The sequence below is a fragment of the Bacillus sp. LUNF1 genome, from assembly GCF_011008975.1.
Taxonomy (GTDB): Bacteria; Bacillota; Bacilli; order Bacillales; family Bacillaceae; genus Bacillus; species Bacillus velezensis.
Genome location: NZ_CP048876.1, coordinates 987,955 through 1,000,923 on the forward strand (window position 1 = coordinate 987,955; position 12,969 = coordinate 1,000,923).

11 protein-coding genes are annotated in these 12,969 nt (G+C 48.5%); 8 read left to right on the top strand and 3 right to left on the bottom strand.

Annotated features, from left to right (window positions below):
- Positions 1-310: 310 nt before the first annotated feature.
- Genes G4O42_RS05095 through G4O42_RS05105 form a run of 3 tightly spaced genes read left to right on the top strand, consistent with a single transcriptional unit; the run spans position 311 to position 3,020 of the window.
- Entirely contained in the window at positions 311-1,054 is a 744-nt protein-coding gene (locus tag G4O42_RS05095; protein ID WP_032874336.1) for an ABC transporter ATP-binding protein, read from the top strand.
- Complete coding sequence (locus tag G4O42_RS05100) at positions 1,047-2,273, top strand: ABC transporter permease (RefSeq protein ID WP_032874339.1); 1,227 nt, start codon at positions 1,047-1,049, stop codon at positions 2,271-2,273. Before G4O42_RS05095 ends, G4O42_RS05100 begins: the two co-directional genes overlap by 8 nt.
- A gap of 42 nt (positions 2,274-2,315) precedes the next feature.
- Positions 2,316-3,020 carry an EcsC family protein gene (locus G4O42_RS05105; protein WP_032874340.1) on the top strand — a complete coding sequence of 235 codons (705 nt, stop codon included), beginning with the start codon at positions 2,316-2,318 and terminating at the stop codon, positions 3,018-3,020.
- A gap of 22 nt (positions 3,021-3,042) precedes the next feature.
- Here G4O42_RS05105 and G4O42_RS05110 read toward each other — a convergent pair whose 3' ends face one another.
- The 3 genes from G4O42_RS05110 to hmoB form a co-directional block, all read right to left on the bottom strand.
- Complete coding sequence (locus G4O42_RS05110) at positions 3,043-4,230, bottom strand: M20 family metallopeptidase (RefSeq protein ID WP_032874343.1); 1,188 nt, start codon at positions 4,228-4,230, stop codon at positions 3,043-3,045.
- Between the two features lie 68 nt (positions 4,231-4,298).
- Positions 4,299-5,684 carry a membrane protein gene (locus tag G4O42_RS05115; protein WP_032874345.1) on the bottom strand — a complete coding sequence of 462 codons (1,386 nt, stop codon included), beginning with the start codon at positions 5,682-5,684 and terminating at the stop codon, positions 4,299-4,301.
- Positions 5,685-5,802: 118 nt separating this feature from the next.
- Positions 5,803-6,303, bottom strand: a complete 501-nt coding sequence (gene hmoB / locus G4O42_RS05120; RefSeq protein WP_003155224.1) for a heme-degrading oxygenase HmoB — start codon at positions 6,301-6,303, stop codon at positions 5,803-5,805.
- A gap of 122 nt (positions 6,304-6,425) precedes the next feature.
- Here hmoB and G4O42_RS05125 point away from each other — a divergent pair, with 122 nt between their 5' ends.
- The 5 genes from G4O42_RS05125 to G4O42_RS05145 all read left to right on the top strand — a co-directional run bounded on the left by G4O42_RS05125 (position 6,426) and on the right by G4O42_RS05145 (position 12,945).
- The gene (locus G4O42_RS05125; protein WP_032874348.1) at positions 6,426-8,567 is read left to right on the top strand and encodes a transglycosylase domain-containing protein; all 2,142 of its coding nucleotides are present in this window, start codon (positions 6,426-6,428) and stop codon (positions 8,565-8,567) included.
- Positions 8,568-8,690: 123 nt separating this feature from the next.
- Entirely contained in the window at positions 8,691-9,752 is a 1,062-nt protein-coding gene (gene hemE / locus G4O42_RS05130; RefSeq protein ID WP_032875175.1) for a uroporphyrinogen decarboxylase, read from the top strand.
- A 75-nt stretch (positions 9,753-9,827) separates the two neighbouring features.
- Positions 9,828-10,763 (top strand): ferrochelatase, encoded by a 936-nt coding sequence (gene hemH, locus G4O42_RS05135; RefSeq protein ID WP_003155221.1) that lies wholly within the window; start codon positions 9,828-9,830, stop codon positions 10,761-10,763.
- Between the two features lie 27 nt (positions 10,764-10,790).
- Positions 10,791-12,224: a protoporphyrinogen oxidase gene (hemY, locus tag G4O42_RS05140; RefSeq protein WP_003155220.1), complete on the top strand. Its 1,434-nt coding sequence runs from the start codon at positions 10,791-10,793 to the stop codon at positions 12,222-12,224.
- A 148-nt stretch (positions 12,225-12,372) separates the two neighbouring features.
- Positions 12,373-12,945 (top strand): TetR/AcrR family transcriptional regulator, encoded by a 573-nt coding sequence (locus G4O42_RS05145; protein WP_032874350.1) that lies wholly within the window; start codon positions 12,373-12,375, stop codon positions 12,943-12,945.
- The last annotated feature ends 24 nt before the right edge of the window (positions 12,946-12,969 follow it).

Consider the following 12,969-nt stretch of genomic DNA (forward strand, 5'->3'; position numbering starts at 1 on the left):
TGGGTCTGCTTAATCATTCCTGGGACAAACACCTCATTTGATTATTTCATCATGAATGAAGAACATCATCAAAGCAGTGTGTGAAGAAATTGTAAGCACAGGACATGTTGATTTTCATCCAACTGTTCTAAGACGTCTTTTATAAACACCTCATTTTCAGTTGATTAAAGCTGTTTCCTTCTACATATATTATGATGTCCGCCAAAACGATAACTATGCACACTTTTCACGTGAGAAAAAAAGGGAATCGTTTCAAATCAGACTTTATTTTTGGTACTATGAAGAAAAACGAATCAGAAGGGGAGAAATTATGTCTCTGCTATCGGTAAAAGACTTAACCGGCGGTTATACGAGAAACCCGGTCTTAAAAAATGTTTCATTCACCCTTGAGCCGAACCAGATTGTCGGACTCATCGGATTAAACGGCGCGGGCAAAAGCACGACGATCCGGCATATTATCGGATTAATGGACCCGCATAAAGGCGCGATCGAGCTGAACGGCAAGACGTTTTCGGAGGATAAGGAAAGCTACCGCTCGCAATTTACGTACATCCCAGAAACGCCGGTGCTGTATGAAGAACTGACGCTCAAAGAGCATCTGGAGCTGACGGCCATGGCGTACGGCCTTTCCAAAGAAACGCTTGAAAAAAGGCTTCCTCCGCTTCTGAAAGAATTCAGAATGGAAAAAAGGCTGAAATGGTTTCCCGCTCACTTTTCCAAAGGGATGAAGCAGAAAGTCATGATCATGTGCGCGTTTCTCGCGGAGCCTTCGCTTTATATCATTGACGAGCCGTTTCTCGGCCTTGACCCGCTTGCGATCAATGCATTGCTGGAGCGGATGGACGCCGCGAAAAAAGCCGGATCAAGCGTGCTGATGTCAACGCATATCCTGGCTACGGCAGAGCGCTACTGTGACGCTTTCATTATTTTACATAACGGCGAAGTGCGGGCAAGCGGCACACTGGAAGAACTGAGAGAGCAGTTCGGCATGGAAGACGCAGCTCTTGATGACTTGTATATTGAACTGACGAAGGAAGACGCCGGCCATGAATAATATGTCTACTATTTGGCAGTCCCGGCTTGAAGAGCATATAAAGGAAACCAGAATGTATATGAAATATATGCTCAATGATCATCTCGTCATTGTGCTGATCTTTTTTATTGCCGGCGCGGCAAGCTGGTACAGCAAGTGGGTCAAAGACATTCCCGTTCATTTTCCGTCATTTTGGGTGATGGCGGTGCTCTTTTCATTTGTGCTGACCGGTTCATACGTCCGGACGCTGCTAAAGGAAGCGGACCTCGTGTTTCTGCTGCCGCTTGAACCGAAAATGGGGACATACTTTAAACATTCATTTAAGTACAGCTATCTGTCACAGCTGTTTCCGCTTATTGCCCTGTCGGTTGTATGCATGCCCCTGTTTTTCGCTGTAAGTCCGGGGGCGTCGCTTGCGTCGTATGCCGCCGTATTTATTCAGATGCTGGCGGTAAAAGCGTGGAATCAGGCCATGGAGTGGCGGATGACGTTTATGAATGACAGAAGCATGAAAATGATGGATGCGGTCATACGCTTTATCTGCAATATGCTGCTTTTATACTTCGTCTTACAGTCGTTTTATGTGTACGCTGCCGCCGTCTATGTTGTGATGGCCGGCCTTTATGTGTATTTCACATCGGCCGCAAAACATAAATCATTAAAATGGGAAGCCCATATTGAATATGAATTAAGAAGGAAGCAGCGGTTTTACAGAATCGCCAATCTGTTTACCGATGTGCCTCACCTGAAGAAACAGGCAAAACGCCGGGCGTATCTCGACTTTTTGCTCAGAATGATTCCATTTGAACAGCGGAAAACGTTCTCCTATATGTATGCGCGGGCCTTTCTGCGTTCAAATGATTATCTCGGCATTCAGGTCAGGCTCACGATTATTTTTATCCTGATTATTATGCTCGTTTCCGCCAATCCGTGGATCACGGCGGCGTTAACCGTATTTACCGTCTTTATTACGGGAATACAGCTTCTGCCGCTGTTCGGGCATTTTCATCACCTTTCTCTGCAGGAGCTTTACCCGGTCAATCAGAAAGCGAAGCTGCAAAGTTTCTTTTCGCTGATGAAATCGGCATTAACCGTGCAGGCGCTGCTGTTCTGTGCAGCGTCAGCTTATGCCGCGGGAGTCAGCGGGGCGCTGTATGCGGCTGTTGCTTCAGCCGTTCTGATTTTTGTGATCATGCCTTCGTATATGGGCGGAAGATTGAAAAAGTACGGCAAGCTGTAATCTATCGGGTTTTTGAGACCTCAATGAAAGAAGGAGACACAGATGACCGACGATCAGCAGCTGATACAGGAAGCACTGCAATGGAAAGCGCGTTTTTTGCGCAAAGATTCTATGCTTGAACGTTTTTCTAAAGGAATGCAGGCGAAAATAAATGAGCGGATTCCCGATAAAATTCATGCCGTTATCACAGAAAGCATAAAAAAAATGACCGAAGCAACAATGGCGGGTTCAAATCTGGTGAAAAGCAAGCGGGATACAAACGGTATGACGCTTGCTGAAAAAGATGCCCTCGCCAGACAAACCATCGTATCGTACCAAAAGGTCGCGGCAGCCGAAGGTATCGGTACGGGGGCCGGCGGAATTTTTTTAGGGATGGCTGATTTTCCTTTGCTGCTATCCATTAAAATGAAATGTCTGTTCGATCTTGCCTCCATTTACGGCTATGATGTGAAAGACAGGGATGAGCGATTGTTTTTGCTGTTTATTTTTCAGCTGGCTTTCTCAAGCGGTGAACAGCGGAAACGCATATACTCAATGATTGAACAATGGGATTCGAAAAAGCATGATGTCGATTGGAGAGTTCTTCAGCAGGAATACCGCGATTATCTGGACGTGGTGAAGTTGTTTCAGCTTTTGCCGGTTGTCGGAGCCGCCGTGGGCGGAGCGGCCAATTATAAACTGCTGTCACAGCTCGGTGAGACGGCAAGACACGTTTTTCATTTAAGAATCACAGCAGCCGGTACGTAATGTACCGGCTGTTTTTTATGCCCTATCGGGGGTAGCTCACCGCGGCGCCGATAAGCACCTTGGCGGCCGTCAGCATCGCTTTTTCATTAAAATCAAATTTCGGATGATGATGAGGATAAATGGTTTCCGCATTTTCTAAAGCGGCGCCCGTAAAGAAAAAAGCGCCTTTTGTATGCTGCAGATAATAGGAAAAATCCTCTCCGGCCATCTGCGGCTCTCCTTCAACGACTTTCGTGACGCCCTCTGTTTCCGCTGCGGCTGCCGCAGCGTGCGCCGCTTCCTCAGGATGATTGACGACGGCGGGATAGCCGCGTTTGAAACGATATTCATAGGAAGCGGAGTGCATGGAACAGATTCCTTTTACGACGGCTTCTATTTCTGCTTCGAGCAGGCTGCGCACACTTTCGTCAAACGAGCGGACGGTGCCTGATATGACTGCCTGATCGGCAATCGCATTAAACGGATTTTCAGCGATGAACGAGCCGGCTGAGATGACGGCCGGCTGCACCGGATTTACCCGCCGGCTGACGATATGCTGAAGAGCCGTGACGATTTGTGAGCCGATTAAAACGGCGTCCTTCGTATCGTGAGGAATCGCGCCGTGACCGCCTTTGCCGATGACTTTAATCGTAAAGCCGTCAGCGGCGGCCATCACTGCGCCCGGGCGGCATAAGACCGTTCCGACGGGTTCAGTCGCCCATAGGTGTGTGCCGAAAATGGCATCGACATGCTCGAGGCAGCCATCCTCAATCATTGCTTTTGCTCCGCCGGGAGATAATTCCTCGGCGTGCTGATGGATCATCACAAATGACCCTTTCAGTTTTTCCCGGTTGCGGTACAGCACTTTTCCGACCGCGAGCAGAGCCGCCGTATGGCCGTCGTGCCCGCAGGCGTGCATGACGCCGGGAATTTGTGAAGCATAGGGCACATCTTTTTCATCCTGTATCGGCAAAGCGTCAAAATCAGCTCTGAGTGCCACGACCGGTCCCGGTTCACTCCCTTCAATATAGGCTGTGACACCGTTGCCCCCGACATTCGTCCGGATGGGAACGCCTAGCTTTTCATAAAATGAGGCGATGAACGCCGGTGTTTTTTTCTCCTTAAAGGATGGCTCGGGATTCATGTGAAAGTGACGCCTGATTTCAACCATTTCCTCATACAGCCCGTCAAGCTGAGCGTTTAAGCTTTTTTGAAGTGTCGTTAACGTCAAAAGCGATGCCCCCTCGTCTGCTTTTCCCATGATTGTATAGAAAATGTCAGAAGATTTCAATCCTTTTGCTACGGGAGAATGATGATGGCGGCGATCGTTGTGACGACTAGCCCGGCCGCAACCGGGATAAAGTTTTTTCTGGCAAGCTCAAACGGGTCAACTTTACAAATAGCCGCAGCGGGGATCAGTGCCCAAGGGACCAATGTTCCGCCCCCGACCCAGATCGCTGAAATCTGGCCCAGCGCCGTTAAAACGGACGGGTCCGTATGAAGCGCGGCGGAAAACAGCTTTGCCATCGAGCCTGCAAGAGATATACCGGAAAACCCAGACCCGTCGAGCCCGGTAATCGCACCGACTGCGGCCAGGGCGATGCCGGCGAATTCTCCGGACATCGGAAAAGAATGGGACAGGGCCAGTCCGAGGTCATTGACGATCCCCGCAGACCCTTTCGGCAGCGGGGTGTTCAAAATATTTTTAAACCCCGCGTCACCGAGATAAAAGAAGGCCGCGATCGGAATGACGGGGCCGAATACTTTAAATCCGAATTGAAAACCGCCGATAAAATACTCGGTGATCTTTTCTAAATGCCGCTCTTTATATACAATGAAATGAATGATCAGGAGAATGCCGATCGCGGTTCCTCCGACGAGTGCCGTCGCATCGTTTCCTTGGAGGCGGTATACGATCATGCAGATAATATCGGCGAGAAAAACAAGCGGAATGAAAACCGCCAGGATCACCCTGAGTTTTTTCGGCAGATACATACTTGTGTCCAAAGAACCGGAGCTGTCCAAGGAGAGGGGGGCCTTCGTTTTTTTTCGATCCCGCATGATGAGGAAGAAAGCGGTGATTGTCGTCGTTAACCCCATGATCAAAACGAGCGGAATACTTGCCTGCATGACATCGCTCACGGGAATGCCCGCGGCGTCGGCCGTTAATTTCGGGGCCGCCTGAATGACGTAATCGCCCGATAAAGCGAATCCGTGGCCGAACAGGTTCATCGCCATAGCCGCGGCGATCGGAGAAAGGCCCGCCCGGATCGCTGCGGGAAGCAGCACAGCGCCGATCAGCGCCACCCCGGGTGACGGCCAGAAAAAAAGAGAGATGGCAAACATCAGACAGCCGATAACCCAATACGCGACAGCCGGCCCTTTCATCAGCTTTGCAAACGGAGAAATCATCGCTTCATTAATACCGGTTTCGGTCAAAAGGCCGCTCATCGCCACGATAAAACAAATGATAAAAATCGTCGGCAGCAATTCTCCGGCGGCATACGTAAAGCTGTGAAACAGGCTGCTGACCGAAGCGGAGAATGAATGCGTCGTCCATAGCGCAATCACAAAAATGCCGGCGAGTGAAATAAAGGTTGTATCTTTTCTGAGAAGCATAAAAACGATAATGGCCGCGATAAAAGCAACATAAAGCAGATGTACCGAGTAGACGCCGATCCCCAATTGAACCACTCCGTTTATAAATAGGATTGCTACAGGGTATTCATAGGCGGGCGGAAGGTGCAAAGAAGGATGCGTAAAATCGGGACATCAAAAAAGCCGGAGAATCTCCGGCGGTTTTTTAGTCTATTGCGTAATAAGCGGTTACATAAGACGGACGGGAAAAAATAGACGTCGTGTCGATGCCGGCAGATGTTCCGCGTTTTTTATGAGCTTCCTGATAAGAGTTTGACTGCTGCCAATCCTGAAAGGCTTTTTCCTCTTCCCACAGGGTCAAAATGACATACGTATCGCCTTCGAGCGGTCTTAATACGCGGATGGCTTTAAAACCGGGTTCATTTTCCACTTTGCCGGCGCGGTTTTTAAACCGGTTTTCAAACAGCGGACGGCCTTCCTGGGTAACGGCGATGTTGTTGAGGACGGCGTAGCCCGGATTTTTGATTTCCCCGACGCTGTCGATGCTTTCATAGGAATGGGGCGCCTGAAAAACGGTTTCTCCATTTGTTTCATGAATTAAAACCGCATTATCCTCCCCTTGCATCAGCACCATATTCTCACTCGGGTGTTTCTTGGCAATCGTCTTTAAAAAATCGGCTGTCCCATATGTAATATAAACCTTCATATCAGCCACCTCCTGCTTGCTAGTATATCAAAAGAGTGGTATAAGTTTCTATTGGCGACTCATTCTGACATAATTCGAAACAATATTTCCCATACTACAAGTTAAGAAAGGCGAGGTGACTTATGCTGAAAAAGAAAAAAAGATTCTTTATTCCGGCTGTAATTGCGGCGGCAACCGCTTTTCTCGCGTTAATCGGATACATTATCATTATATTTCTCGGCCATTATGTCATCGATGAAAAGAAATTAATACTGCACGCATCTTCAAAAATCGTCGATCAAAACGGTGATGAAATCGCGAGCCTCTATACGGAAAATCGCGAGCCGGTATCCATTCAGCAGGTTCCGGAAGATGTGAGAGATGCCTTTATCGCCGTTGAAGATAAACGGTTTTACGAACATCACGGCATTGATGTGAAGTCTGTCGGCCGGGCGGTGTTCCGGGATGTTTTAGCAGGCGGCAAGGTGGAGGGCGGAAGCACGATCACCCAGCAGCTGGCGAAAAACATTTTTCTGACTCATGATAAAACATTTTTGCGCAAGACGAAGGAAGTCATTATCGCCATCAATCTTGAGCGTGATTACAGCAAGGACAAGCTGCTTGAAATGTACCTGAACCAGCTTTATTTCGGCCATGGCGTTTACGGCATTCAAGCCGCGTCCCACTACTACTTTAATAAAGAAGTAAAAGATTTAACCGTTGCAGAAGGAGCCGTTCTGGCAGCGATCCCGAAGGCGCCATCTCTCTATTCGCCGATTCAGCATCCGGATAAAAATAAAGAACGCCGCGATACGATTCTTGCAATGATGAACGATCAAGGCTATATCAGCGCCAAGGAAGCCGTCAGAGCCCAGGGCCGGACATTGGGGCTTAATGTCAAGAAAACATCAGAAACGCCTTGGTTTGACAGTTATATCGATCTTGTCATCAAGGAGGCGGAAGACCGTTATTCGATGTCAGGAGAACAGCTGCTTCAAGGCGGCTATACGATCCGGACGTCACTTGATTCCAAGCTGCAGAAAGCGGCATATACCCTCATGAAGGAAAGCGGCTATTTTCCGGGGACGGATCAGGCGGCAGAGGGAAGCGCCGTCTTTATTGATAATAAAACCGGAGGCGTGCGCGCGGCGGTCGGCGGGCGCGACTATGTGGCAAAAGGATACAACAGGGTTACGGCGAAGCGGCAGCCGGGCTCAACGTTTAAGCCGATTGCCGTATACGGGCCCGCCATGCAGGAAGACAAGTTCAAACCGTATTCGCTTCTCCAAGACAAACTGACGTCCTACGACGGGTATGAACCGAAAAATTATGACGGACAGTACAAGGGGGAAGTGACGATGCAGGATGCGATCACTTACAGCATAAATGCGCCCGCTGTCTGGACATTGAAGCAGATCGGCGTGGATACGGGAAAATCGTATCTTGAGAAAAACGGCATGAACATTTCTGACAACGGACTCGCGATTGCGCTGGGCGGTCTGTCTGAAGGCGTCACTCCGCTTCAGCTTGCCGGAGCTTATCATACCTTTGCGGCAAACGGAATGTATACAAAGCCATTTTTTATAGAGAACATCACGGACGAAGACGGAGAAACGTTATCCGGGCCAAAAAACGGCAAAACGCGCGTCTTCAGCGGACAGACGGCATGGAATATGACGAGAATGCTACAGCAGGTCGTAAAAGAAGGAACCGCTTCACAAGGCAGCTATCAAGGCGACCTGGCGGGGAAAACCGGCACGACCACATTTACCGGCATCCCCGGCGCCACAAAGGACGCCTGGTTTGCGGGATACACTCCCGGACTGACGGGAGCCGTCTGGATGGGCTATGACAAAACGGATAAAACCCATTACCTGAAAGGCGGCAGCCAATACCCGGTCAGACTCTTTAAAGATATCGTCACAAAAGCGGGTGAAAACGGCCGGACATTCAAAAAGCCTGAAAATGTGAAGGAACTGGGCAGCCCGATTGAGCTGGAGGCGGTAAAATCCCTGTCGGCCCGTTATACATTTAAGGCGATGGGACTGATTACGGTTCAATTAAAATGGGATATTCAAAAGGATGATCGGGTTGTTTACCGAATATATGAGAAGAAAGACGGAAAAGACAAGCTTCTGGATTCGGTGAAAGGAAAAGGCAACTTTGACATACCGTACGCCAATCTGTTTTCAGGGGCTTCATACAAAGTCGTTCCATATAATTCACAGACGAATCAAGAAGGAGAGGGAACGGAATACGTTCAGCCGAAGCTTTTTTCTTCTTAATCATGAATTCGGCGATTTTTTGAACATTAAGCCTCAATTCTATACCATTCAGAAAAAACAAGGTATAGTGTAATGGGCGAAGAACACGAACGTATGGTTGCAGGAGGAAAGGTGGAAATTCAGATGAGTAAACGAGAAGCGTTTAATGATACGTTTTTAAAAGCGGCACGGGGAGAAAAAACAAATCACGTCCCTGTCTGGTACATGAGACAGGCGGGGAGGTCTCAGCCGGAATACCGCAAGCTGAAAGAAAAGTACGGCTTAGTCGAAATTACGCATCAGCCCGAGCTGTGCGCGTATGTGACGAGGCTCCCGGTCGAGCAGTACGGAGTGGACGCTGCCATTTTATATAAAGATATTATGACGCCTCTTCCTTATATCGGAGTGGATGTTGAAATAAAAAACGGAATCGGCCCGGTGATCGATCAGCCGGTGCGCTCTGCTGCGGATATTGAAAAGCTCGGCGAACTGAATCCCGAACAGGATGTTCCTTATGTGCTGGAAACGATCCGATTACTCGTAAACGAACAGCTGAATGTTCCGCTCATCGGTTTTTCGGGAGCGCCTTTTACGCTGGCCAGTTATATGATTGAAGGCGGACCTTCTAAAAATTACAACAAAACAAAAGCGTTTATGCACAGTATGCCGCAAGCGTGGCAAATGCTGATGGACAAGCTGGCGGACATGATTATCGTTTATGTAAAAGCGCAGATTAATGCCGGCGCAAAAGCCATTCAGATTTTTGATTCATGGGTCGGCGCGCTGAACCGCGAAGATTACCGGCAGTTTATAAAACCGGTGATGGACAGAATATTCCGGGAGCTTTCAGCAGAGCAAGTCCCGCTGATCATGTTCGGCGTAGGCGCAAGCCACCTGGCCGGGGATTGGCATGACCTTCCTCTTGATGTCGTCGGTCTTGATTGGAGACTCGGCATAGATGACGCCAGAAAACAAGGCATTACAAAAACGGTTCAGGGCAATCTTGATCCGTCGCTTCTTCTTGCGCCTTGGGAAGTCATCGAGAAAAAAGCGAAAGCGATACTTGATCAAGGCATGAAAACGGACGGGTTTATTTTCAATTTAGGGCACGGCGTATTCCCTGATGTCAATCCGGCAACGCTGAAAAAGCTGACGGCGTTTGTACATGAATACTCCGCGGCCCAAAAAACGGAACAATCTTCCTGAGCAGATCGTTGGTTATAAGAAGATTTTCCTGTCAAAATCAAGGTAGACAGACCATCAAAAGAGGTGTTTAACTAAATGAGCAGCAAAAAGAAAATGGGACTTCTCGTCATGGCTTACGGAACGCCTTACAAAGAAGAAGACATAGAACGTTATTATACACATATCAGACGCGGAAGAAAGCCTGAGCCGCACATGCTTCAAGACTTAAAAGACAGATATGAAGCGATCGGAGGCATTTCGCCGCTGGCAAAAATTACGCAGGAGCAGGCGGAGAAGCTCGCACAGCGTTTAAATGAAATCCAGGACGACGTAACATTCAAAGTGTACATCGGATTAAAACATATTGAACCGTTTATTGAAGACGCGGTGGCGGACATGCATAAAGACGGCATTACAGAAGCTGTCAGCCTTGTGCTCGCCCCTCATTTTTCAACATTCAGCGTCCAGTCATACAACAAACGCGCGAAAGAAGAAGCGGAGAAGCTCGGCGGCTTGACCATCAAGTCTGTTGAAAGCTGGTATGATGAACCGAAATTCGTTGATTATTGGGTCGGCCAGGTGAAGAAAACGTATGAATCAATGCCGAAAGAAGAACGGGATGACGCGATGCTGATCGTCTCAGCGCACAGCCTTCCTGAAAAAATTAAAGAATACGGCGATCCGTATCCTGACCAGCTGGAGGAATCCGCAAAACTGATTGCCGAAGGCGCCGGAATTACCGATTACGCAGTCGGCTGGCAAAGCGAAGGGAACACCCCTGATCCGTGGCTCGGGCCGGATGTGCAGGATCTCACGCGCGAGCTGTATCAAAAGCATCCTTATAAAGCATTTGTATACGTGCCCGCAGGCTTCGTTGCCGATCATTTAGAGGTGCTTTACGATAATGATTATGAATGCAAAGCTGTGACCGAAGAAGTCGGCGCAAGCTACTATCGTCCGGCCATGCCGAACGCACAGCCTGAATTTATCGACGCGCTTGCAGCGGTCGTGCTGAAAGAGCTGGACAAGTAGAATTAAACGGTAAAGAAGGCGATAAAAATGAGTGGCGATAAAAAACATCTGGTCATCATCGGCGGCGGCATAACGGGATTAGCCGCCGCCTTCTACATGGAAAAAGAAATCAAGGAAAAACAGCTGCCGCTTGAGGTCACCCTGATCGAAGCGGGACCGAGAGCGGGCGGCAAAATTCAGACGGCGCATAAAGACGGCTACATCATTGAGCGGGGGCCGGATTCTTTTTTGGAAAGGAAAAAAAGCGCGCCGCAGCTCGTTAAGGATTTGGGGCTTGAGCATCTGCTCGTCAACAATGCGACCGGCCAGTCTTACGTGCTCGTCAATGAGACGCTTCATCCGATGCCGAAGGGCGCGGTGATGGGCATTCCGACCAAAATCGCTCCGTTCATCTCCACCGGTTTATTTTCTGTTCCCGGAAAAGCGCGGGCGGCGCTTGACTTTGTCCTGCCTGCGAGCAAACCGAAGGAAGATCAGTCTCTGGGTGAATTTTTCCGCAGACGCGTCGGTGACGAAGTCGTTGAGAATTTAATAGAACCGCTATTATCAGGGATTTATGCCGGAGATATTGATAAGCTGAGCCTCATGTCCACGTTTCCGCAATTCTATCAGACTGAGCAAAAGCACAGAAGCCTGATTCTCGGTATGAAAAAATCACGTCCGCAGCCTTCGGGACAGCAGCTGACGGCCAAAAAGCAGGGCCAGTTTTTAACACTGACGACAGGGCTTCAAACGTTGGTGGAGGAGCTGGAAAAGCAGCTTACGCTGACAAAGGTGATGAAAGGAACGAAAGTCACCCATATCGGCCGCGAGGAGAAAGGATATTCAGTGACGCTTGATAACGGCAAAGTGCTCTATGCGGAAGGATGCATAGTGACAGCCCCGCATAAAGCCGCGGCGAAAATGCTTTCTGATCTGCCGGCGGTTTCATGTCTCAAAGACATGCATTCTACGTCCGTTGCCAACGTCGCCTTAGGTTTTCCTGAGGGAGCCGTCAAGATGGAGCATGAAGGTACGGGATTCGTTATCTCAAGAAACAGTGATTTCTCCATCACGGCCTGCACATGGACGAATAAAAAATGGCCGCACGCGGCGCCGGAGGGCAAAACGCTTCTCAGGGCGTACGTCGGAAAGGCCGGAGATGAATCCATCGTAGATCTTTCAGATAACGAGATCATTAAAATCGTAATGGAAGATTTGAAAAAAGTAATGAAAATAAATGGCGAACCGGAAATGACCTGTGTGACCCGCTGGAACGAAAGCATGCCGCAATACCATGTCGGCCATAAGGAGCGCATCAAAGAGTTCAGAGATGCGCTGAAAGCTTCCTATCCGGGCGTATACGCGACGGGCGCGTCTTTCGAAGGGGTGGGCATCCCCGACTGTATCGACCAGGGAAAAGCCGCCGTATATGATTCACTGGCTTATTTATTTGAAACGTACCAGCCTCCGTTATCGTAAAACGGAGGTTTTTTTGCATGTTCCCGTTCTGTAAAGGGAACACCAATAAAGAGAAAAAACATTTGAATCTTCTCTGCGACTGTGATAAGTTATCTTATGTACAAAATGACTAAAACGTTCAAACGGTCAATTTAACGAGGTGGGAAACATGTCCGTCGATCGGAAAAAGCTCATTCTGGAAGCGGCAACGAAGTCTTTTACACAATTCGGCTACAAAGCAACGACAATGGATCTGGTGGCAAAGCTTGCAAATGTGGGGAAGGGAACCATCTACACGTTTTTCAAAAACAAAGAAGAACTGTTTGATGATATTTTCACCACTATTTTAAGAGAAATGAAGGAACACGCAGACGAAGCGATGAAACCGGAGCTTTCATTTCACGAAAATGTTCACCGGGCGCTTATCGCGATTTTGGAATTCAGAAAAACACACCAGCTGACTATTAAAATTTTTCAGGAGAACGCTGAGATTGGTACAATAGCCGTTCAGGATGTCATTGCGAAAATGGAGCGGGCCATTCTGTCATACATTAAAGAAAAGATAGAAACAGCCATTGAAAACGGAAGCATTAAACCGTGTGATCCGGAACTGACCGCTTTTGTGATGCTCAAGCTCTACATCGCGCTGATATTTGACTGGGAAAAAAACCATCCGCCTCTTGAAAAAGAGACGATCGCCGAATTGCTGGAAATGTATGTTGGTCAAGGATTATCTAAATAATAGATGATCCTTCACTTTTTAGGT

What these genes read in the sequence shown, in the direction of transcription:
- G4O42_RS05095 (WP_032874336.1), top strand. Translation starts at nt 311, where the DNA reads ATGTCTCTGCTATCGGTAAAAGACTTAACCGGCGGTTATACGAGAAAC.
- G4O42_RS05100 (WP_032874339.1), top strand. Translation starts at nt 1,047, where the DNA reads ATGAATAATATGTCTACTATTTGGCAGTCCCGGCTTGAAGAGCATATA.
- G4O42_RS05105 (WP_032874340.1), top strand. Translation starts at nt 2,316, where the DNA reads ATGACCGACGATCAGCAGCTGATACAGGAAGCACTGCAATGGAAAGCG.
- hmoB (WP_003155224.1), bottom strand. Translation starts at nt 6,303, where the DNA reads ATGAAGGTTTATATTACATATGGGACAGCCGATTTTTTAAAGACGATT.
- G4O42_RS05125 (WP_032874348.1), top strand. Translation starts at nt 6,426, where the DNA reads ATGCTGAAAAAGAAAAAAAGATTCTTTATTCCGGCTGTAATTGCGGCG.
- hemE (WP_032875175.1), top strand. Translation starts at nt 8,691, where the DNA reads ATGAGTAAACGAGAAGCGTTTAATGATACGTTTTTAAAAGCGGCACGG.
- hemH (WP_003155221.1), top strand. Translation starts at nt 9,828, where the DNA reads ATGAGCAGCAAAAAGAAAATGGGACTTCTCGTCATGGCTTACGGAACG.
- hemY (WP_003155220.1), top strand. Translation starts at nt 10,791, where the DNA reads ATGAGTGGCGATAAAAAACATCTGGTCATCATCGGCGGCGGCATAACG.
- G4O42_RS05145 (WP_032874350.1), top strand. Translation starts at nt 12,373, where the DNA reads ATGTCCGTCGATCGGAAAAAGCTCATTCTGGAAGCGGCAACGAAGTCT.